At 31.5% G+C, this 23,207-nt stretch carries 20 protein-coding genes; 9 read left to right on the forward strand and 11 right to left on the reverse strand.

Annotated elements, in window-relative coordinates:
- Positions 1-56 precede the first annotated feature (56 nt).
- A complete protein-coding gene (locus tag JBL43_RS06880; protein ID WP_198840722.1) occupies positions 57-1,322 on the reverse strand; it encodes a glucose-1-phosphate adenylyltransferase in 1,266 nt (421 codons plus the stop codon).
- Between the two features lie 3 nt (positions 1,323-1,325).
- Positions 1,326-2,732 (reverse strand): glycogen synthase, encoded by a 1,407-nt coding sequence (locus JBL43_RS06885; protein ID WP_198840723.1) that lies wholly within the window; start codon positions 2,730-2,732, stop codon positions 1,326-1,328.
- A 163-nt stretch (positions 2,733-2,895) separates the two neighbouring features.
- Between JBL43_RS06885 and JBL43_RS06890 the strand changes: the two genes are divergently transcribed.
- Positions 2,896-5,403 carry an FIDD domain-containing protein gene (locus JBL43_RS06890; protein WP_198840724.1) on the forward strand — a complete coding sequence of 836 codons (2,508 nt, stop codon included), beginning with the start codon at positions 2,896-2,898 and terminating at the stop codon, positions 5,401-5,403.
- Positions 5,404-5,450: 47 nt separating this feature from the next.
- Here JBL43_RS06890 and JBL43_RS06895 read toward each other — a convergent pair whose 3' ends face one another.
- Positions 5,451-6,029: a uracil-DNA glycosylase family protein gene (locus JBL43_RS06895; RefSeq protein ID WP_198840725.1), complete on the reverse strand. Its 579-nt coding sequence runs from the start codon at positions 6,027-6,029 to the stop codon at positions 5,451-5,453.
- A 158-nt stretch (positions 6,030-6,187) separates the two neighbouring features.
- On the opposite strand from JBL43_RS06895, the gene JBL43_RS06900 reads away from it, so the two are divergent.
- Both JBL43_RS06900 and JBL43_RS06905 read left to right on the forward strand, forming a co-directional pair.
- Entirely contained in the window at positions 6,188-6,775 is a 588-nt protein-coding gene (locus JBL43_RS06900) for a hypothetical protein (protein ID WP_198840726.1), read from the forward strand.
- Between the two features lie 93 nt (positions 6,776-6,868).
- Positions 6,869-8,320, forward strand: a complete 1,452-nt coding sequence (locus JBL43_RS06905; protein ID WP_198840727.1) for a flotillin family protein — start codon at positions 6,869-6,871, stop codon at positions 8,318-8,320.
- A 158-nt stretch (positions 8,321-8,478) separates the two neighbouring features.
- Here the strand turns inward: JBL43_RS06905 and rsmI are convergent, their stop codons facing one another.
- Positions 8,479-9,150 (reverse strand): 16S rRNA (cytidine(1402)-2'-O)-methyltransferase, encoded by a 672-nt coding sequence (gene rsmI / locus JBL43_RS06910; protein WP_198841074.1) that lies wholly within the window; start codon positions 9,148-9,150, stop codon positions 8,479-8,481.
- Positions 9,151-9,235: 85 nt separating this feature from the next.
- Between rsmI and JBL43_RS06915 the strand changes: the two genes are divergently transcribed.
- From JBL43_RS06915 to JBL43_RS06925, 3 genes are all read left to right on the forward strand, one after another.
- Entirely contained in the window at positions 9,236-9,817 is a 582-nt protein-coding gene (locus JBL43_RS06915; RefSeq protein WP_198840728.1) for a HupE/UreJ family protein, read from the forward strand.
- A gap of 64 nt (positions 9,818-9,881) precedes the next feature.
- On the forward strand, positions 9,882-10,304 hold the full coding sequence (locus JBL43_RS06920; protein WP_198840729.1) for a deoxycytidylate deaminase: 423 nt from the start codon (positions 9,882-9,884) through the stop codon (positions 10,302-10,304).
- Between the two features lie 76 nt (positions 10,305-10,380).
- Positions 10,381-11,970 (forward strand): S41 family peptidase, encoded by a 1,590-nt coding sequence (locus JBL43_RS06925; protein ID WP_198840730.1) that lies wholly within the window; start codon positions 10,381-10,383, stop codon positions 11,968-11,970.
- Between the two features lie 161 nt (positions 11,971-12,131).
- On the opposite strand, the gene JBL43_RS06930 is transcribed toward JBL43_RS06925, so the two are convergent.
- On the reverse strand, positions 12,132-12,740 hold the full coding sequence (locus tag JBL43_RS06930) for an FAD-dependent oxidoreductase (protein WP_198840731.1): 609 nt from the start codon (positions 12,738-12,740) through the stop codon (positions 12,132-12,134).
- An 83-nt stretch (positions 12,741-12,823) separates the two neighbouring features.
- Positions 12,824-13,402, reverse strand: a complete 579-nt coding sequence (locus JBL43_RS06935) for a MarC family protein (protein WP_198840732.1) — start codon at positions 13,400-13,402, stop codon at positions 12,824-12,826.
- 122 nt (positions 13,403-13,524) lie between these two features.
- On the opposite strand from JBL43_RS06935, the gene JBL43_RS06940 reads away from it, so the two are divergent.
- Both JBL43_RS06940 and JBL43_RS06945 read left to right on the forward strand, forming a co-directional pair.
- On the forward strand, positions 13,525-14,094 hold the full coding sequence (locus JBL43_RS06940) for a DUF3109 family protein (protein WP_198840733.1): 570 nt from the start codon (positions 13,525-13,527) through the stop codon (positions 14,092-14,094).
- Between the two features lie 284 nt (positions 14,095-14,378).
- Positions 14,379-16,331 carry a CASTOR/POLLUX-related putative ion channel gene (locus JBL43_RS06945; protein ID WP_198840734.1) on the forward strand — a complete coding sequence of 651 codons (1,953 nt, stop codon included), beginning with the start codon at positions 14,379-14,381 and terminating at the stop codon, positions 16,329-16,331.
- 10 nt (positions 16,332-16,341) lie between these two features.
- On the opposite strand, the gene JBL43_RS06950 is transcribed toward JBL43_RS06945, so the two are convergent.
- The gene (locus JBL43_RS06950) at positions 16,342-17,484 is read right to left on the reverse strand and encodes a sodium:calcium antiporter (RefSeq protein ID WP_198840735.1); all 1,143 of its coding nucleotides are present in this window, start codon (positions 17,482-17,484) and stop codon (positions 16,342-16,344) included.
- Between the two features lie 45 nt (positions 17,485-17,529).
- On the opposite strand from JBL43_RS06950, the gene JBL43_RS20225 reads away from it, so the two are divergent.
- Positions 17,530-17,637 (forward strand): DUF3109 family protein, encoded by a 108-nt coding sequence (locus JBL43_RS20225; RefSeq protein WP_233098713.1) that lies wholly within the window; start codon positions 17,530-17,532, stop codon positions 17,635-17,637.
- Here the strand turns inward: JBL43_RS20225 and JBL43_RS06955 are convergent, their stop codons facing one another.
- Genes JBL43_RS06955 through JBL43_RS06970 form a run of 4 tightly spaced genes read right to left on the reverse strand, consistent with a single transcriptional unit; the run spans position 17,638 to position 22,852 of the window.
- On the reverse strand, positions 17,638-19,089 hold the full coding sequence (locus JBL43_RS06955; protein ID WP_198840736.1) for a histidine kinase: 1,452 nt from the start codon (positions 19,087-19,089) through the stop codon (positions 17,638-17,640). It abuts the gene before it with no gap.
- Position 19,090: 1 nt separating this feature from the next.
- A complete protein-coding gene (locus JBL43_RS20385) occupies positions 19,091-20,587 on the reverse strand; it encodes a histidine kinase (protein WP_198840737.1) in 1,497 nt (498 codons plus the stop codon).
- A gap of 27 nt (positions 20,588-20,614) precedes the next feature.
- Complete coding sequence (locus tag JBL43_RS06965) at positions 20,615-22,105, reverse strand: sensor histidine kinase (RefSeq protein WP_198840738.1); 1,491 nt, start codon at positions 22,103-22,105, stop codon at positions 20,615-20,617.
- 3 nt (positions 22,106-22,108) lie between these two features.
- Positions 22,109-22,852, reverse strand: a complete 744-nt coding sequence (locus JBL43_RS06970; RefSeq protein ID WP_198840739.1) for a LytR/AlgR family response regulator transcription factor — start codon at positions 22,850-22,852, stop codon at positions 22,109-22,111.
- Positions 22,853-23,207: the final 355 nt, after the last annotated feature.

The following is a 23,207-nucleotide window of genomic DNA, read 5'->3' on the forward strand; positions in this document are numbered from 1 at the left end:
CAATAAGAGGTGAATTATTACATTTACTTTAATATGTTAGATTAAAATAGGCACTATTAAATTGTATATCCTTTTGGTAATACCGCATGTTTTTTAATAACAACGATACCATCTTTAATAACATATTGATCTGTTTCTTTATCTTTTAAATGAGGACCACCATTAATTCGAACATCATCACCAATTCTACAATTTTTATCGATAATGGTATTTTTAATAAAGCATCTTTCACCAATACCCATAAGAATTGGAGTTTTCTTTCTGTTTATTTCTTCTAAAGATTCGTAATAATCACAACCCATCATATACGTATTAATAACAGTTGACTCCTTACCTATTCTAGATCTGATACCAATTACTGAAGTTTCAATTTTAGCAGCTTGAATAATACAACCTTCTGCAATTACAGCTTTATCTAATACAGTTCCTGATATTTTTGAAGTAGGTAATATTCTTGCATTTGTATAAACCCTTTGATCGGTATCATATAAATTGAATTTTGGAATATTATCTGTCAATCCTAAATTGGCTTCAAAAAATGAATCAATATTACCAATATCGGTCCAATATCCTTCAAATTGATAACTTAAGGTTTTATGATCGTGTATGGCACCTGGAATAATCTCTTTACCAAAATCGTTGGTATCTGGATTACTCATTAAATCTACCAATAACTGTCTATTAAATATATAGATACCCATAGAAGCTAAGTAATTCCTATTTTCACCTTTCATTTCGTCACTTACTTCTGAAGTCCAATCTGGAAGTAATTCAGCATCTGGTTTTTCAATAAAAGAAGTAATTACGTTATCACCATCGGCTTTAAGAATACCAAATGAAGTAGCATCTTTTGCGTTTACTGGAATAGTGGCAATTGAAATTTCGGCACCTTTTTTAATATGTTCATCAAGCATCAATCTATAATCCATTTGATACAGTTGATCTCCAGATAGAATTAAAGCATATTCAAAATCATGACGTAAAAAATGATGCATACTTTGTCTTACAGCATCTGCAGTTCCTTGAAACCAAGATTGACTATGAATTGTTTGTTCAGCTGCCAATACATCTACAAATGCAGAACTAAAAAAACTAAAATGGTAGGTATTTTTAATGTGTCTATTCAACGATGCTGAATTAAATTGCGTTAACACATAAATTCTCTTTATTTCACTATTGATACAGTTACTAATAGGGATATCAACCAACCTATATTTACCTGCAATTGGCACTGCTGGTTTAGATCTTGATTCTGTCAAGGGATAAAGCCGTGACCCTTGTCCGCCTCCTAAAATTATTGATAATACCTTTTTGCTGTCCATAAATTACTTTTTTAATGATTTGTATAAATTGATATATGCTTTTGCAGAAGAATCCCAAGAATGATCTATTTGCATAATTAAATTCCGAATTTTGTTGAACTCATTTTGATTGTCGTACAACACCGTTGCTCGTTGCATTGTTTCAACTACTGTTTCAGTATTAAGCTGATGGTGTACAAAGCCAAAACCGCCTCCTTCAACATCGATAACGGTATCTTTTAAACCTCCAACACTATTTACAATAGGTATAGTTCCATATCGTAAGGCATACATTTGATTTAATCCACAAGGCTCAACACGCGATGGCATTAAAAGAAAGTCAGCACCAGCGTAAATAATATGGGCTAATCGTTCGTCGTAACCGATATAAGTGCTGTAATCGCCTTTATATTTATAGGTAAGCATCTCTAAAGCACCTTCAATATCTTTTTGACCAGAACCTAATAATAAAATCGAAATATCTAAATGATGTAAAGCTGCATCGAATATTTGTGGAAATAAATCTGCTCCTTTTTCACCAACTAACCGACCTATAAAGGAGAACAATGGTTTTTGAGGATCGAGACCAAACTCTTTACACAACCATTCTTTATTGGCTTTTCTACCAGCATCTAAGGTTTTTTGAGTGTAATTTTTTATAATATAGTGATCTGTCTCTGTATTCCAGACCTGAGTATCAATTCCATTTAAAATACCCACGCATTTAGCACTCTCATGACTCAATAAACTCTCCAATCCATTGGCGTTACTTTTCAACTCTTCCATGTAACTTGGTGATACCGTTGTTACTTTCCAGGCACATTTAATAGCCGCCGCTAGCGGATTTATTTGATGATTCCAGTCGATTAAACCTACTTGAGTAAAATCAAATTCAGGTATCATATAAACTTTATCATGTGAGAACCATCCTTGATACTGAGCATTATGTATGGTAGTAATGGTTGCAACCGTTTTAAGTTCGCTATATTTATAACACTGATCCATCATAAAAGGAATTAACCCCGTATGATGATCATGACAATGTACCACATTTGGTCTTTTCTCTTTCTGTAAAACCCAATCTAACACGGCAATTTGAAAAGCTAAAAAGCGTTCCGTATCATTAGGTGAATACACATAATCCTTAAATAATAACGTTGGTATATCAACTAAAAATAAGTCAAACCCCAAGTCATTATTTTCTAACATAAAGATCTTAACATCCAAATCAAATACGCCTAGTCTAACTTTAGAGCTCGAAATGGTTTTAAATTTATTTGATTTTGTAAAAGCATTATCATAAAAGGGCATAACAACCTCACTGGTTACCCCTAATTTATTTTGATATTTAGGTAAAGAGCCCACAACATCAGCCAAACCTCCGACTTTTGCAATAGGATAACATTCAGCACTAACATGTAATATATTCATAGGTAAGGTTTGATAATCCTTAAAATTACAAAACATTTTTTAAAATACTCTTTAAAATATGTATGTTTTTTTTGATTTTTTATAATTATTCATTTTAACCCTGAATATGAAATCTTTAAAACATTTTCCTAACTTTACACATATAAAATAATTGCTGAATTCAATGAATTTTAATAAAAGTATCCCTATTTGTTTACTATTGACTTTACTCTTTAAGGTAAGCTGGAGTCAAACTAATATTCCGCCATCAATACAAGCAATTGGCAATACAGCCTACTGTCCGTTATCTGAAGTTAATGTGGTAAGCAGCTTTGATATAATAGACCCAGACGACACTTCTATTCAGGCATTTTACATTCAAATCTCTGAAGGTTATGTTAACGGAGAAGATGTATTAAAACTAAATAATAGTGCTACACATTCTAAAATAACAACACAATGGAGTGCACTTGAAGGTAAATTAACATTACAAAGTTCAATTACTTCTGAAATGAATTATACAGATTTAATTGCCGCCGTTAAAGATATCGTATTTAGCAATAGTTCTGTTACGGTATCAGGTAATAGGTCATTTTCTTTTACCATCGGTTCAGCAAACTATTTACCATCTACTGACCATTACTACGAATACATATCAAATATTGGTATTTCATGGTCCGATGCCAAAGTCGCTGCTGAAAACAGAACCTATTTTGGTTTAGAGGGTTATTTAGCAACCATAACCTCACCTGACGAGGCTAAATTGGCTGGTGAGCAAGCCAGTGGTGCTGGATGGATTGGCGGTAGCGATGCAGAATCAGAAGGCAATTGGAAATGGGTAACTGGACCAGAAAAAGGCACTTTCTTTTGGTATGGTTTAGCGGTAGGAAACTCACCCACTTTTGCTTTTTGGAACACAAACGAGCCCAACAATTTGGGTGATGAAGATTATGCTCATATCACGGCTCCTGGAGTTGGTATTTTAGGTTCTTGGAACGATTTAAGCAATACAGGTGCCAATTCAGGCGACTTTCAACCAAAAGGATATATTGTAGAATATGGTGGAATGCCAGATGATCCAGAAGTTAATATTTCTACAAGTACTAACATTTATATTCCCGCAGTAACTTCTACAATTCCATCAACAAGATGTGGTCCAGGAGAAGTTACGTTAATTGCCAAATCAGATGTTGGCAGTGTGGTATGGCACGATACTCCCACAGGCGGAACCACTTTATTTACCGGCGAAAATTTTAAGCCAACCATTATAAATACAACTACATATTATGCTTCTGTTGTTGGGGCTGGGTGTGGAGAAAGCCCTAGAATTCCTATAATAGCGACAGCTAATGAATTACCAGATATTAATTCTGTTCTAAATTTTAAAAATTGCGATATAGACAATATCAACGATGGTTTCACTAATTTTAATTTAAATGAGGCTACCGAAATTATAACCAAAGGTGATAATGAATTAAGAGTGTCATATCACCTTACCATAGCAGATGCAGAAGCAGAAATTAATGCGGTTAATGCATATCCTTTTAATAATCAAACAGCGACTACCGTTTACGCACGTGTTGAAAAATCAAATGCATGTTTTTTAATCTCCACTATAAACTTAGAGGTTTCCACTACCGCTTTTCCAGATGGCTATGTTTATACTTTAGTAGGTTGCGATAATTTAGATACTAATGATGGTATTACAACATTCAACCTCACAACTGCTTCTAATCAACTAATTGGTCAATTTCCTTCAGGTCAGAATTTAAGAGTATCTTATTTTAAATCACTTATTGATGCTCAATCTGAAGAGAACGAAATTACCGATCAGTCTAATTATGTTAATTCAAGCCCTTATTCAGAAACACTTTATGTACGCGTAGAAAGTGCTGACAATGGAGCTTGTTTTGGAATTGGTCCAAATTTGTCATTAAAGGTAAACCCTAGTCCTGAATTTGAAGTAAATACGGAAGAAGCCATATGCTTAAATTTGGGTTCACTTGTTATTGAAACGTTTAATGCAAATGGAGACTATTCCTATGAATGGCTTAATGATAAAAATGAAGTTATAAGTACAGCACCAACGGCCACAGTAAATGCTAAAGGTGTTTATACCGTAACAGCAACCTCAGATGCAAACTGCACCTCAACTCCAAAAATAATTACAGTAAAAGAATCTAATTTAGCTAATATTACCTTAAATGATATTCAAATCAAAGATGATTCTGATAATAATACGATTACGATAAACACAGATAATTTAGGCATTGGCGATTATGAATTTGCCTTAGATGATGAAGATGACTTCTACCAAACAGAAGCGTTATTTGAAAATGTTGCCGCCGGAATTCATACCTTATATATAAGAGAACAAAATAATTGTGGAACTGTAAGCATTGACGTTTCGGTTATTGGTTTTCCTAAATTTTTTACGCCCAATAATGACGGATTCAATGATACATGGAGTATAAAAGGTATACGTGAAGATACTTTTGAAATGTCTAGTATCTATATCTATGATCGATTTGGAAAAATGCTCGCTAAAACTGATGTAAATGATTTAGGATGGGATGGCACTTACAAAGGCAAACAAATGCCTGCTAGTGATTATTGGTTTAAAGTACAACTGACAGATAAAAACGGAGCTGTTAGAAATAGAAAAGGGCATTTCAGTTTAGTGAGAAGGTAGCTTACAACATCTTTTTTAAGAAAATCTTTAAAAACCCTATCATTTAATCAACTGGAACGAAGTATATCTTTTACTTTTTGTTTTAAAACTGGCAATACATCCTTATCAAACCAAGGGTTTTTAGTCAACCAAAAACGATTTCTAGGCGATGGATGTGGTAGTACAAAATAGCTGGGCAAATAGTCCTGATAGTTTTTTACCGTTTCTGTCAGTGTTTTTTTAGCTTCTTTTTTCAAATAATATTTTTGAGCATACATTCCTATTAATATGATCAGCTCTACATTTGGCATTTTATCTAAAAGTTGTTGATGCCATAAAGGTGCACATTCAGGTCTTGGTGGTAAATCGCCGGACTTTCCTTTTCCAGGATAACAAAACCCCATCGGTACAATTGCTATTTCCTTTTCATTATAAAAAGTTTCGTCAGTAATACCCAACCATTTTCGCAATTGTTTTCCACTAGGGTCATCCCATGGAATTCCCGTTTTATGAACTTTAGTTCCCGGAGCTTGTCCAATAATAATAATTTTAGATTCTTTACTCGCTGTTAAAACAGGTCTTGGTCCTAAAGGTAAATGCGATGTACATACCTCGCATTTTCTGATGTTCGTTAATAAATTTTTCATGAAATATTTCCAATCGATAATTTACTTCAATTTGTAAATCTTTTATCATTCGCTGTAAGGTAAATTATTTTTTTCAAAAAGTCTTTAAAAACAAGATTCAATCACAAGAAAATGACTATCTTGGTTAACCATATTTTTCTGACCTAAAACCAACCTATATGCAAGAATTTTTTGACGGAATGTCAACTTTTGAACAAACCTATTGGATAATTGCTCTGATCGGTTCTGCAATCTTTGTTATTATTTTGATCATGACCTTTTTAGGTGGTGACATGGATAGTGATATGGTAGCAGATGGTACCGATTTTGAAGCAGATGATGGTGGTGTTGGATTTCAATTTTTTACATTCAAAAACTTAATCGCCTTTTTTACTATTTTTGGTTGGACAGGTGTGGTTTGCACAGGCTACGATCTATCAGACGGCATAATCTTAATCATTTCGGTAATCGCTGGTCTCTTAATGATGGTGGCCACTTCTTCCCTTTTCTATTTTATGAATCGTCTTACGGAAGATGGAACTTTAAAAATTAAAAATGCAATTGGGGCCGTTGGCGAAGTATATTTACCTATTGGTGCCAATCGTTCTAAAACTGGAAAAATTCAAATTAGTGTACAAGGTTCATTACGTGAGCTAGAAGCACTTACTGATGAAAATAATAACTTAGCAACGGGTACGGTTGTAAAAGTAATTGAAATAGTGAGTGCCGAATTATTATTAGTAGAAACCCTATCAAAAAACAAATAACACATGAAATGAGCATGTTAACTGCATTATCATTTAGGGGAATGATTATTTGCGAACAGTATGTGACTTTTAAAAAACAAAAAAATTAAACCTATGAATCTATTATTTGCCCAAGCTGAAGCTTTCAGCGGAATTTATTTAATTGCTGCCGTCATATTAATATTATTTATTTTCTTATTTTCTATGATGCGAAGGTACAAACGTTGTCCTTCCGATAGAATTTTAGTTGTTTACGGTAAAACAGGAGGCGGACAATCTGCCAAATGTATCCATGGTGGTGCGGCATTCATATGGCCAATTATACAAGATTATGAATTTTTAGACTTAACCCCAATGTCAATTGAGGTTAATTTGACTAACGCCTTAAGTAAGCAAAACATCCGTGTAAACGTACCTTCACGTTTTACCATTGGTATCTCTACCGAGCCTAGTGTAATGCAAAATGCTGCAGAAAGATTATTGGGACTAACGTTAGATGCTGTTAAAGAATTAGCTCAAGAAATTATTTTTGGTCAACTACGTATGGTAGTGGCTTCCATGGATATTGAAGAAATTAATTCTGACCGTGATTCATTTTTATCACATATTACACATGGTGTAGAAGCGGAGTTAAAAAAAGTAGGTTTAAAATTAATCAACGTAAATATTACAGATATTCACGATGAATCTGGATATATTGAAGCTTTAGGTAAAGAAGCTGCCGCAAAAGCAATTAACGATGCTAAAATATCGGTATCTCAAAAAGTTAGAGATGGTTCTATTGGTGAGGCTCAGGCAGTTCAAGATCAACGTATTCAAGTAGCGGCAGCCAATGCCCATGCGGTAGAAGGTGAAAATACTGCCAAAATTCAGATAGCAAATTCAGATGCTGCCAGAAGATCAAGAGAAGCTGAAGCAGAAAGAATTGCCAATGCCTCTGAAAAAGTACAAGCTGCAAAAGCCTTAGAAGAAGCATATGCTGCTGAAAAAATAGCTGAAGAAGCAAGAGCAACACGTAAAGAAGCTGAACAAGGTGCTGATATTATTGTTCCTGCAAGAATCGACAAGCAAAAAATTGAAATTGATGCTGAAGCACAAGCGGAACAAATTAGAAGAATTGCAAAAGGAGAAGCGGATGCTATTTTCTTGAAAAAAGAAGCGGAAGCAAAAGGACTTTATGAAATATTGACTAAACAAGCACAAGGTTTAGATCAAATAGTGAAAGCTGCCGGCAACAATTCAAAAGATGCTGTATTACTATTAGTAGCAGATAAATTACCTGAATTGGTTAAAACTCAAGCGGAAGCAATTAAAAACATTAAGATTGATAAAGTTACCGTTTGGGAAAATGGTGGAGGAAAAGATGGTAAAACATCAACTTCTAACTTTATTTCAGGAATGTATAAAGCCGTTCCACCTTTACAAGAAATGTTTAACATGGCAGGTATGCAATTGCCAAACTATTTAAAAGGTGAAGATATTGAAGATGCAGTAGTAGCTAAATCATCAAAAAAAACGAGTGCTAAAACAAAAGATGTAAAACCAAAAGACGATACTGCAGAATAATAAACTGTCTAAATGTATAGTTAAAAACCACGTCAATTGACGTGGTTTTTTTGTTTTTATAATGGTTTATAAGCGATAAACACACCTAGAGATAGAAGGTAGCCCACATTTTCTTGTCTTGACTTTTCGATCTTACCGTTTAAAGCTTTTTTTGTACCTTATTTTTTTCCTTCCACAACCAATACAAATTCCCCTTTCGGAGGCTTGTTTTGAAAATGTGCAAGTACTTCCTTTACCGTTCCTCTTACTGTTTCTTCATACAATTTAGTCAACTCACGGGAAACTGAAATTTTTCTATCGGCACCAAAATGTTCCGCAAACTGTGTTAAGGTTTTTAGCAATTTATGAGGAGACTCATAAAAAATGATAGTCCTTTTTTCTTCTGCCAGCAGTTCCATTCTTGTTTGTCTTCCTTTTTTAATAGGTAAAAAACCTTCAAAAACGAATTTATCATTAGGCAAACCACTATTTACCAAAGCTGGTACAAAGGCTGTAGCTCCTGGTAAACACTCTACTTCAATATCGTTTTCAATGCAAGCTCGGGTTAATAAAAATCCCGGATCTGAAATTGCCGGCGTTCCTGCATCAGAAATTAAAGCAATAGATTCGCCAGATTTTAATCGCTCCACAAGACGTGTTACCATTTTATGCTCATTGTGCATATGATGGCTTTGCATTTGCGTACCAATTTCAAAATGCTTTAATAATTTACCCGAAGTACGGGTATCTTCTGCCAATATAGTATCTACTTCTTTCAACACTCTAACAGCTCTGAAAGTCATATCTTCTAAGTTTCCTATTGGAGTAGGAACAATGTATAGTTTTGAAATCACCTTAAATATTTAAGTTGCAATTTAACAAAGTTTATGCAAATTACTGACTTATTATATTTATTGGAATTTGTATTTTTACCACATGGAAGATTTTACTCTTTATTTAAAATTAGGTTTATACCATGTTTTAGATTGGCAAGCCTATGACCATATCTTATTTCTAATTGCTTTAGCTGTAATTTACAATTTCACCAATTGGAAAAAAGTGCTTTGGTTAATTACACTTTTTACCATTGGCCACACCATAACCTTAACACTTGCCGCTTATAAAATTATAAACATTAATATTAAAATAGTTGAATTTTTAATACCTGTTACTATATTTATTACTGCTTTGGTCAATATAGTAACTTTAAAAAAGAGCAAGCAAAAAAGTTCAAATATCAATTTAATATTCGCCTTTTTCTTTGGTTTAATTCATGGATTAGGGTTTTCAAATTATTTTAGAATGTTAATGGACGATACCGAATCTAAATTATTACCCTTATTAGAATTTGCAATTGGTATTGAAATTGCTCAAGTAATTATAGTGTTTGGTATTTTAATTTTAGGGTATATTGCTCAGAACTTTTTTAGAGTTTCAAAGAGAGATTGGGTGTTAGTGCTCTCTTCAATAGTAATTGGTGTTGTTATCCCGATGCTAGCAGAACGCATATTTTGGTAAAAATTTAACAAAAAACCCATAATTTTATCGGTACTTTGCCGACTAAAATTTCGTTGAACCTAGTATGACAGTAGAAAAACAACTCAAATATGATGTTGCCTATTTAAAAATGGCAAAAGAATGGGCAAAGTTATCCTATTGTAAGCGTCGTCAAGTAGGAGCCTTAATTGTAAAAGGTAAAATGATTATTTCTGACGGCTATAATGGCACTCCAACTGGTTTTGAAAACATTTGTGAAGATGATGAAAATTATACCAAATGGTATGTACTTCATGCGGAAGCTAATGCAATTTTAAAAGTTGCTTCCTCAACACAAAGCTGTAAGGGAGCTACACTTTACATTACCATGTCACCATGCAAAGAATGTAGTAAACTCATTCACCAATCAGGTATAAAAAGAGTGGTTTACGCTCAAGCCTATAAAGACAATTCTGGATTAAAATTTTTAGAAAAAGCAGGAATTGAACTAGTATATTTAAACGAATAAAAGACAAAAACATATACTCATTGCATTCTTAAATGTAAATGACCAAACTTAAAAGACTTGAAACTATTTTAAAAGTATGAAAAATAGCAAAATATATTATCCATTATTTTTAGCCTTGGCCGTAGCCTTAGGTATTTTTATTGGCAGTATGTTAAATTTCCCTCAAAATAACTCAGGTTTTCTATTCAATTCAAGTTCTCAAGAAGCAAAAATTAAAAGGTTAATAAACTACATTCAATATGACTATGTTGATAAAGTAGATACCGATAGTCTTTTAGATGGAACCATTAGAAACATCTTAGATAAATTAGATCCGCATTCTGTATATATCCCTGCAAGTGAACACGACGCAATTGCCGAAACTATGAATGGAGAATTTGTTGGCGTTGGCATTCGTTTTTTTATGAATGGCGATTCTTTAACCGTTAGCAATGTAGTAAAAGACGGCCCAAGCGATAGAGCTGGTATTGAAGCTGGTGATAGAATTTTAATAGCAGACAATGACACTTTATATGGTAAGCAGTTAGAAAATGATTATATTATCAAAACATTGAAAGGTGAAGAAAACACAAAGGTAAAAGTGAAAGTGTACAGAAAGTACAAAGACACACTTTTAAACTTTACGTTAAAGAGAGCTACTATTCCATTAGAAAGTGTGCCTAGTTATTATATGTTAACTGACACCCTAGGTTATATTAAAATTGACAAATTTGCAAACACAACTTATGATGAGTTTAAAACTGCATTAAACGCTTTGCAGAAAAAAAACATGAAACGTTTGGTGTTAGATTTAAGAGGAAATCCTGGAGGATATTTAGGGATAGCCAATCAAATAATTGATGAGTTTTTAGAAAAGGACAAACTGATCGTTTTCACCAAAAACAAAGGTGGTAAAATTGATAAAAGTTTTGCTACTGCGAAAGGTGATTTTGAAAAGGGGCAAGTATATGTGCTAATTGATGAAAGCTCAGCATCAGCAAGTGAAATAGTTGCTGGAGCCTTACAGGATAATGACAAAGGCGTAATTGTTGGTCGTCGTTCTTTTGGTAAAGGATTAGTACAACAAGAAATGGAATTAGGCGATGGTTCTGCGGTTAGATTAACGGTTTCACGTTATTACACACCAACGGGCAGGTCTATTCAAAAACCTTATAACAGTGAAAGTGGAGCTAGTTATTATAACGACCGATTAGAAAGGTACAATAATGGCGAATTAACTAATGGCGATAGCATTAAGGTTATCGATTCTTTAAAATTTGTTACTCCCAAAGGTAAAAGTGTTTATGGCGGTGGCGGTATTGTACCTGATGTTTTTGTGAGTATAGATACTACAGCCTATTTTGGAAGATTTCATTTTAGAGCCATACAAGATTTTGTTTTTGAATATGTAGATAATCATCGTGAAGTAACAAAAAACTGGCAGGTAAACGACTTTAGACAAAACTTTGATAATGATGGGGAGATACTAAGAGAATACCTTTCATTATTTGATGATCAAAGTAAATTAGCTGCAGAAAGTATTCCTTATATCAAATTATACTTAAAAGCACTTTTTGCCCGTAATCTTTACGATGAAAATGTATTTTATCAGGTAATGAATGAAAATGATGAAATGCTAAAGAAAGTAAAGGAATTGGAAATGAAAATCGATTATATAAAGCCATAGTAAGACCATCTCTATCCCTTGCCAAGGGAAGGGAACTCATTTAGAATCAAGATAATATCCTTTTTAAATTTTAAAACCTATCTCAACGCGATTTAGGAATTACATGTTACATAATTATTTTACGTCACTAAACTCTTCCACTCCGGGGAGGCTGAGAGTGCTCATATTTTATCATGCACTTTGGTGTGTTCGCCACCATTCCATTGCGTTAAAATATCAGTTGCAACTGAAGCTCCACTGCCACATGCAATAGCAAATTGGCTTCGCCATCCCGCCAAAGTACCAGCAACATAAATACCATCAACAACTAGGTGGTCATCATTTTTAAGCTGAATACGATTTTTTTCAGGTTTGGCTTTTTTATGAGGCTCTACAAATTGTTCTAATCCTTTTATAAAAAAGGTATTGGTATAACCTACAGCAATAACAATTTCTTTAGCCTGAAATACAGACTTATTGGTAATCACTTCAAAACCATGTGGTAACTGCTTTACCTCTATTACCTTTTCATCATCAATTTGTCTAATATTTGGATATAATTCAGAAAGTTGATTTTTACCATTTTCTAGAATGCTTTCACCTGTTGTACCAGGATTTAATCCCAATACATTATTAAACAAGGCATCTTGCAAATGTGATGCCTTTTGATGCATTACAATTCCTATTTTTTTATCCTTTGCAAAGGCCTTGTCTTTTGCGGAACCTAAAATTAGTGCACAAGACATCCCTGCAGCACCACCTCCAACAATAAGCACGTCAAATGTTTTCATTCTGTTATTCGTTACGTTATTTTTTCAAACCACAAAATTACATCAAAAACCCTTACTTACAGTATTGGGTTGAAGTTAGCATTTTATTGGATAAATAGTCCCTGAATATTGGCTGCAAATAACTTTACGGCAATTGCCAATAAAATTACGCCAAAAACTTTTCTAATTACATCTATTCCCCCTTTACCTAATAAACCTTCAATTTTTTTAGACAGTTTTAAGACTATATAAACAAATATAGTATTGATTACAATTGCTATTACAATACTAATGGTTTGATACTCAGAACTCAAAGAAAGTATTGTTGTCATGGTACCTGCACCTGCAATTAAAGGAAATGCCAATGGTACAACACTTGCCGTTTCAGGAGCGTCATGTTTATACAATTCAATACCTAATACCATCTCCAGAGCTAAAAAGAAGATAACAAATGCACCTGCTACCGCAAATGAATTTACATCAACACCTATTAACTTTAAAATTTCTTCTCCAACAAATAGAAAAGCTATCATTATAACTACTGCCACAAGCGATGCTTTTTCAGACTGTATATGACCTACTTTTTGACGCAAATCTATAATAATTGGGATACTCCCAATAATATCTATAACAGCAAATAACACCATAGTTGCTGTTAATATTTCTTTATAATCTAACTGCATATTCTTAATTCTTAAATTTTCGGCAAAAGTATATATATAAAAGGATTAAACTAACAAAATAGAAATAATATTTTTAAGCATAATTATATGTACTTTTGCTCCAATAATTTTAAAAAAAACCGATGTTTCAATTAGGTAAAACTATAGTTTCAGAAGAAATTATTGAAAATGATTTTGTCTGTAACCTTTCCGCATGTAAAGGTGCCTGTTGTGTTGATGGAGAAGCAGGAGCACCATTAGAAGAAGAAGAGTTAAAAATATTAATGGATATTTACCCAAAAGTAAAACCATACTTAACTAAAGAAGGTATTGAGGCTATTGAAGACCAAGGGTTATTTATTACTTCTGAGGGCGAATATGAAACACCACTAATTCCTCGTGATGATAGCTGCGTTTACATCAATTATGATGAAAAAGGCACTGCACAATGTGGTATTGAAGAAGCGTATAACCAAGGAGATATTGCTTGGAAAAAACCAATTTCTTGCCATCTGTACCCGGTTAGAGTAAAAGATTATTCAGAATTTGCTGCGGTAAATTATCATAAATGGGAAATTTGTGATGACGCTTGTACCCTAGGTAAAGAATTACAAGTACCTGTTTATAAATTTGTTAAACAAGCATTAATCCGAAAGTTTGGTGAAGATTGGTATGCTGAGTTAGAGAAAGTAGCAGAGAATTATAAAAAATAATAAAATAAATTACTTGATTAAATTTTCTTCGAGAGCTTTATTATACTAATTTCATTTTACTACATAGGTCTAAAACAAAAATTTTATATTTCATCTTAGTAGCACTGTAAAAAATGACAGTTCTAACCTTTCCAAAGAGCGTTAAGCAGGCATTGTTATCACAGAGCACTTAGGTATTCTTCAGTTTAAACATCCTTTTTAATAATTTTTATTAGAAACCTTCGTTCTACTAAGAAGTAATTTAAAATATTACATTAAAAACTTACCTATACCAAATCATCTAAATGAAAAATTCGTTAAAAGACCGCTTAAATTATCGTGCAGAACGTTTTTTAAGCAAAGGAGGTATTTCAATTTTCAAACTTCTAGTTATCTTTTTTATTGTTGCATTTATACTTGTAATAGGTATTAGGCTATTCATAGTAACGTTTTTTCATGACAGTATAGATCCAGTTACACAAGCCAATAGAGGTTTTTTTGATGATATATACGCCGTTTGGTTACAAATGACCGATCCTGGTAATATGAATCAGGATATATATTCTGGTCCATTTACTAAAATAGCAACTGTAATTGCTGGTTTAGTTGGTGTTATTATACTTTCTGCACTTATTGCTTTTATTACAACAGCCTTAGATACTATGCTCTATGATTTTAGAAAAGGTAGAGGTAAGGTTATAGAGGAAAATCATACTATCATTTTAGGTTGGAACGAGCGTGTAGTAGATGTTATTAGAGAACTCATTTTAGCAAACGAAAGTGAGTCTAGTGCTTCAGTTGTCGTATTATCTACAGAAGACAAAGAGTCAATGGATAATTTAATTACAAAACGTCTCTCTGATACCATGACTACAGAAGTAATTACCACACAAGGTGATTATGCAAATATTAACGAATTAAAGCGTATAAATCTAGAATCTGCCAGATCTATAATTATTTTGGCGAGTTGCTCAGAGAGTGCTACATTAGATAAAAAAATAGAAAGTGATGTGCAATCTGTAAAGGCTATTTTAGCCATTACAGCTTGTCAAAACGGAAAGAACGAATTGCCTATTATAACGGAAATTTTCACGAAAGAGAAAAGAGATATTATCAGCTTTTTTGAAGATGATAATATTATTGCTATTGATAGTTGGGATATCATGGGTAAATTACTAATTCAAACATCACTTACAAGTGGATTAGATACTGTTTATAAAGAAATATTGTCTTTTGATGGTTGTGAAATTTATTTTTATGAAGATAACTGGAATAATATTCTTTTTAATGATTTAAGTTATTATTTAAAAGATGGGATTCCTTTAGGCATTTATTCTGAAGAAGAGGGATTAGTGTTACGTCCACCAAGTGACACCGTGCTCAAAAATAGTGATTCAGTTGTAATTTTAGCAGAAGACGACTCTACTATTGCATTTGAGAATAAGCAATATTACTTCCCAAATAAAGAACATAAAATTATAAATAAACGTCTAGAGCAAAAGAAAAAACGTATCCTAATCTTAGGATGGCATAAAGTGGCTGAAGTTTTTATTGAAGAGGCGACAGACTATTTATTAGGGGATTCAGATTTTGATATTATGTTTAATTCGCCAACACCAGAATTAAAAGAAGTTATAGATAGTATTGACGATGAATATTCAGATTTTAATATCAAACTACATGATTCTGATCCGTTAGATTTAGAAAAATTAGAAGCTATGAATCCCAGTAGCTATGATACCATTGTAATTCTATCTCAAAGCATGAAAGAACAATCAGCGGACAAAATTGATTCAGATACTTTAATTATTCTTCTCTTGTTAAGAAAAGTTGTAAAAGAAGAAGATGGTATCCAAATTATTACTCAGGTTTTGAATTCTGAAAATCAAGAAATTATAACACAAACAAACGTAGATGATTTTATCATTAGTAATAAGTTAATTACAATGATTTTAGCACAATTAAGTGAAGAGGCCTTAATGAAAAAATTCTATGATGATATTTTCTCTGAAGATGGTAGTGAAATTTATGTTAAACCTGCAACATTGTATTTTGATAAATTTCCTCAAGAAATTTCATTTGCCGATGCTATTTTCTGTGCACAACAGCGTGATGAAATTTGTTTAGGTATTAGAAAAGGAAATCTAAGTAAGTCTTTGAAAGATAATTTTGGTATTAAATTAAATCTAGAAAAAAATACTCAACTTGATTTAACTGAAAATGATTTTTTAATTGTTCTTAGTGAAGATGAATTGTAGTTTTGAACTCCTAATTAATTAAACTCGAAAACCATCCAGATATTTGCGATAACACGCTCGATACTTCATTAATAATAGGCATGTCATTACCAACACCTTTACCAATAATATAGGCTACAAAAAGAAAGTATAAAAATAGTAATAGTCTTGCATGCACACGATTAATACCTTTTTTAGACAGTACAAATATCAAAAATACAATTACGGTTAAAATTAAGAGTAACACACGTAATTGCCCAACATTTTCAATAGTTGATGCACTCATTTCTATAGGGCCATAAATAAGGGTAAATAGAAATAAGGGTAAACCAAGTGCAAAACAAACATCAAAAATATTACTTCCCAATGCATTGGCGACGGCATCGTCATAATTACCTTTCATTGCGTCTTTATAAGAAATAATGGTATCGGGCACACTCGTTGCTGCTGATGCCAATATAACAGAAACAAAATAAATAGGCATGCCTATTTCAGTTCCAAAATCTTCACAGGCTTCTACAAGCCAGAAACAAGCGAGACCTATAAATAAAACTGAAAAGACTAATAAAATAATCGCTTTCGAAGTATTAATTTTAGAGTTTCCTAAAACGGTAGTTGCTAAATCGCCTTTAAATAATGCTAAAGCTCTATTACCACCTTCGGCTTCATCTTCATAATCATTTTCTACCTTACCTGTACCTTGACTCATTAACATATATGCAACGTATACAAAATAAAGTAGCATTAACACAAGCCCATGCCACCAGTTTAATGAAGGTCCGGCAATTAAAAATATCAAGGCAATTTCAACCAAAATTAAAGCAATACCATCTCTTAAAATAACTTTTTGTGACACAACAACTTTAGTAGAAATACCTTTACCAATAACTGCCAAAATTACAACAGCAGGTATAATCATTGCATTAAAAACAGCACTTCCTGCCGTGGTACCAATACCTCCTGAAAAACCATCTTTTTCTTTTAAAACAAACAAGAAAAATAGTGTTGTAAAAAGTTCTGGTAAACTACTACCAATAGCATTTATTGTAGCACCTTTAATACCATCCCTCATGTTTCTACCTAGATAGTTTGAGGCCAACTCAAAACCATCGCAAGCTCTCCAAATAATAATACAAGTAATTAAAATAAGGCCTAAAGAAGTGAAAATAATCATAGTTGGTTATTGCATTTGGACAAATCTAAAAATTTAAAAGAAGAAATGAATGAAATGTTAAGAGATAAATATATAAAACAAGCTCTAATCCGAAAGTTTGATGAAGATTGGTATGACGCGTTTAAAAAAATTGCAGAAAAAATGAAGCGGTAATTAATGCAATGGAAGTTTAATTTCAACCATTGTCCCTTTTGGTTTCTTTTTTCCATCCATTAAATCGGTAAAAGTAATTGAATAATCATTTTGATATTCTTTTGCAAAATTACTGAGTCGTTCTTCTGTAAGTTTTATACCAACCGAGGTTGTTTTGTGTATTTTTCGGCTATTTATTTCTGCAGACTTTTTACGTCCTATTCCATTGTCAATTATTGTTATACTTAGATGAAATTCATCATCTTTATTAACTTTTATTTTCAATATTTTCTTTTCTTTAATAGACGCTAAGCCATGCCAAATTGCATTTTCTAAAAAAGGCTGTAAAATAAGTGACGGTATTTTTATAGTGTCAAGGTTTAATGATTGATCAATGACAACCTCAAATTCAATTTCATTATTAAACCTGATATTTTCAATATTTACATATAATTGCATGGTTTCAATTTCATCGGCGAGTGAAATTTCTTTTTCTTGCGAGGCATTTAATATTTTTCTAATGAGTTTAGAAAATTTATTAAGATAATAAACAGCATTCTCCTTTTCATTATTTATAATGTAGAGTTTAATAGAATTTAAAGAGTTAAAAATAAAATGGGGATTCATTTGACTTCGTAAAGAAGTTATTTTCAATTCAGCCAATTCTTTATCAGAAGTTTCTTTGAGCGTAATTAATTTTTGGTTTTTCGATTTTTCTTTTAACAATACTAAATCTTGCTGTAGTTGATCTTGCACAGTTTCTCTCAAGCTTTCATTCTCTTTAAGCTGAATGATTAACTCGTGTTGCGATTCATTTTTATCCTCTAAAATAATTTTTTGTTTTTGACCTAAGGCTAGTGAGAATAATATATTCTCAACGATTACTCCTATTGAAAATATAATTGTTACTTTTTTAAAATCAGTTGACGAAAAAAAGGCATATTCGGCTGCAATGAGATATATGGTTGACCCAATTAATATATAATATTTTAGTGGTGTATCCATTGTATATAAGACATAAAAACTACCCAATGCCAATATTGCTATTGTAGGCGAAAAGAAATATGAAAATACAATACCAATAACAAAATAATTCCCAGTTAAACCAGCATAAAGCATCAAGGTGAAAAGTAGTACCAGAAAAACTACTATACTAATATTTAATATTTTGTTCCATTTTGGTTTAAATATATGCAGTTCCACTAATGTCTTGGCAAACATTAAATACATCGTGTTATATAACCACTCTCTGGGAATAATTAATAACTGAAAATAGGGATCGTTACTTTTAGAGGCATCTGCAAAAATCGAATTTGTTGTTTCAGGGTAATTGGCGGTAAAAATTAAAAAAATAAAAAGACTGTAGTATAAATAAACTTTATCCTTATGCTGAAAATACAACAAAAAATGGTACACCGATAGTGTGATTAAAAAACCAGCAAATAAAAGTGTAAATTCTTTGAATGGAATCATCTTAATAGCTGATTTTTAATGTGACTTTAGTACCAGAAGGAAGGCCAATTTTATTATATAAATCCTTAAGAGTAATTGAGTATTTATAGTTGTTATCGTTTACGAAGTTTTGCAAACGCTCTTCAGTCAGTTTTAAACCCACTGAGCCTCTTTTATGAACCTTATTTTCTTTTATTTCAGCCGACCTTTTTCGACCTATACCGTTATCTTCTATGGTAATTATTAAACCGCCATTTATATCTTTATTAATAATTAGTTTGATTTTTTTCTTTCCCTTTTTAGCAGAAAGCCCATGCCATAGAGCATTTTCAATAAAAGGTTGTAAAATTAATGAAGGTATTTTTATCGTTTCCAAGTTTAATGATTCATCTATCATTAGAATAAAATCAATCTCGTTATTGAATCGAATATTTTCGATGTTTACATATAAACTAGTGGTCTCTATTTCATCTGCCAAAGATGTTTCTTTATCTTGCGAAGCATTTAATATTCTTCTTATTAATTTTGAAAATTTATTAAGATAATAAACCGCATTTTCCTTTTCATTATTGATGATGTACAGTTTTATAGCGTTTAGCGAATTAAAAACAAAATGTGGATTCATTTGGCTTCTTAATGATGTAACTTTAAGTTCTGCCAATTCCTTATTATATTTTTCTTTTAATTTCTCGTGTTTTTCGGCCTGAGCTTGTTGACTTAAGGAAGCTACATTCTCTTCTAACTGTTTATGTACTTCATTTTTTAATTTCTCGTTTTCGGTGAGTTGTTCAATTAGTTTTTGTTGAGAGTTGTTTTTATCTTGTAAAATTCTTTTTTGCTTTTGACCTAAACCTAATGAGAATATTATATTTTCAATAAGAACACCCGTATAGAAAATGGTATAATTAAGATCACTATCCAAAGGAACAACACCAAATAAATGACCATAATGAGCAAGTAGTGACGAAATATATAACACAAAAGAACCTATTATTATATAACTTTTTAATGGCATTTTAAGTTTAAAAAGTGGATAATAAACAATGACACCAAAGAGTAAAAGAAAAGAAACAAAATAATTGTCAACAGCTGCTAAAAAGCTTTCATTATCAATTATAGCTGCGAAAAAAGTAGTACTAAAAATTACAACTAATAGTATAATTATTATTCTAAAAACAAAGGAGTACCATTTTTTAGAATATTGTTTTAGGTTCAAAAATGTAAAGCCAAAAACAAAATATATAGTGTTATACAACCACATTAATGGGTAATCTAAAAAACTTAAAATGGAAGTATACGGCTCAACCAGTGTTTGAATAAACCCGAAGGAAACATCGTTCAATTCATCTACAAAAATTATAAATGTGTATAAACTATAATATAAATAAACTTTATCCTTATGTTGAAAAAACAGTAAAAAGTGATATACTGATAGTACAAAGAGTATCCCTAAAATAAAAATGGTAATTCCATTTTCATTTGGATTAAAAAGTATGTTTCTTAACACATTTGTATCCACAGATTGAGGTATTAATATCTAATTATTTTAATAATACAATTTTAGAATTACTTTGGTGCCTGAAGCAACTCCATCTTCATTATATAAATCTTCAAAAGTTAACTTATAGTCACGGCTATTATCTTTCACAAAATTTCGTAATCGCTCTTCGGTTAATTTTAATCCTATTGATTCTCTTTTATGTACTTTATTCCCTTTTATTTCGGCAGATTTTCCCCTCCCAATACCATTATCTTCAATGGTAAATATCAAATTGCCCTTGCCATTCTTTTTTATGTCTAAGGTAAGTTTTTTATTACCTTTTTTTGCCGAAAGCCCATGCCATAAAGCATTTTCCATAAAAGGTTGTAAAATTAAGGAAGGAATTTTGGTTGCATTTAAATTCAACGATTTATCAATAGTCAATTCATAATCTATCTCATTGTTAAACCGCATATTTTCAATATTTACATATAAGCTTGTGGTCTCTATTTCATCTTCTAATGAGGTTTCTTTATCTTGCGAAGCATTTAATATTCGTCTAATAAGTTTTGAAAATTTATTCAAATAATAAACCGCATTTTCTTTTTCATTATTAATAATGTAGAGCTTAATGGCATTTAACGAATTAAAAATAAAGTGCGGATTCATTTGGCTACGTAATGAAGTAATTTTTAATTCTGCCAACTCCTTATCTGCCGTTTCTTTCAAGGTTACCAACTTTTCATTTTTCGATTTTTCTTTCAATAACGCCAAATCTTGTTTCAATTGATTTTGCACTGTTTCTCTCAAAAATTCATTTTCTTGAAGTTGATTAATTAATTTTTCTTGCGAATCATTTTTATCCTCCAATATCAGTTTCTGTTTATGCCCCAAACCTAACGAGAAGATTATATTTTCAATAATAACGCCAATATAAAAAACACTATTAGCAGCATTATTATTAGAAAAAGCATCAAAATCAAAATAATTTCTGCCAATAAATGAAGTAACATATAAGACCAATGAACCTATAATTATATAACCATTTAAGGGCATTTTAACAGTAAATAGAACGTAATACCCTACAATACCTAAAAGAAATAAACTAGGGATGAGGTAATAACTAACCTCAAAGATATAAGCACTATTTTTTGTGATTAAAAAAAGAGTAACCGTTATAAGAATAATAGCAAATAGAATATAAATAGTATTAAAAATAAAGGTATGCCATTTTACAGAATACTTTTTTAAGTTTAAAAAGGAAAAACCAAACACAAAATAAATTGTATTGTAAGCCCAAATAATTGGTGTGTGAAAATCGTTTAAAGCACTTTTATAGTTGCTAATTAGCATTGAATCCGAATCAGCAAGCACAAACTTGGTTTGATTCAAAAAAATTAAAAATGTATACAAGCTATAATAGAGGTACACTTTATCCTTATTCTGAAAATATAATAGAAAATGATAAACGAAGAGTACAAACAGAACGCCTAAAACAAATGTTGTAAAACCGTTTTGATGTGGATATTCAAATAGTTGTTTTATAGAATCAAGCATTTTTTAGTGTGATAAAAAACCTAGTAATTCATCTTTCTTAGAACGTGATACGGGTACAGTTATTCCGTTTTCTAAAACCAAATATTGTCCGTCACTTTTTACAAATTCTTTAATATAATTAGTATTGACCAAATATGAATTATGCACTCTAAAAAAAGTATTGTTATTAATAATGGTTTCTACTTCCTTTATTTTTTTTGAAAGCATTTCTTTAGCACCATTAGTAAAGTAGATTTCGCAATAATTGCCATCTGCTTTGCAATAAAAAATATCTTCTGGGCTAACAAATAAGGTTTTACCTGCAAGTGGCAAAGCTATTCTAGATTGGTTAGCATTCGCCATAAAGTTTTTTAATACCATCTTTAACTCATTACCTAAAACGTTTTTATCCTTGTTCACTTTTATCTTAGAAACTGACTTAATTAAATCATCTGAATCAATGGGTTTGAGTAAATAATCTATCGCACTTTCTTTAAAAGCTTTTATAGCATAATTATCAAAAGCAGTGGTAATTATAAGGTCAAAATTTCTAAAAGTTAAGTTTTGTAACAATTGAAAACCATCCATTTCTGGCATTTCAATATCTAAAAAAACACAATCAGGTTTTATATAGTTTATGGCAGAAATAGCTTCTATAGGGTCTGTAAAACTTTCGCATATTTCTATGCCCTTACAAAAAGTTTCTATTTCCCATTGAAGGCTTTTTATAGCACTTAGTTCATCATCTACAATTATCGCTTTTATCATTTGTTTTGGGTTTGATTGATAAATATAATTGTATCACCTCCGTTATTAATCGCAAATTTCATAATCAGTTCTATAAAAAGTATCGTTGGTATAAAAAACTGTATTAAGTGTAATTACCGTAAAAATTTATCTTAAAGTGTCAAGGTACAAAATAATATTCCGTTTATACAAAATTATACGCCTGCCATACAATTCTCTAATTATTTTATTGACTGTGGACATACTTTTGGTGAGAATTAATTAAAAAGAATATGAAATTTATCTTTTTATGTTTTATTCTAAAAAAAGTTTAATTATAGCTATGCATTTTTAAAGTTGACAATAGAACTAATGCCTCTAGAAACAATAAAAACAA

This window comes from Aureibaculum flavum, assembly GCF_016406085.1.
Classification (GTDB): Bacteria; Bacteroidota; Bacteroidia; order Flavobacteriales; family Flavobacteriaceae; genus Aureibaculum; species Aureibaculum flavum.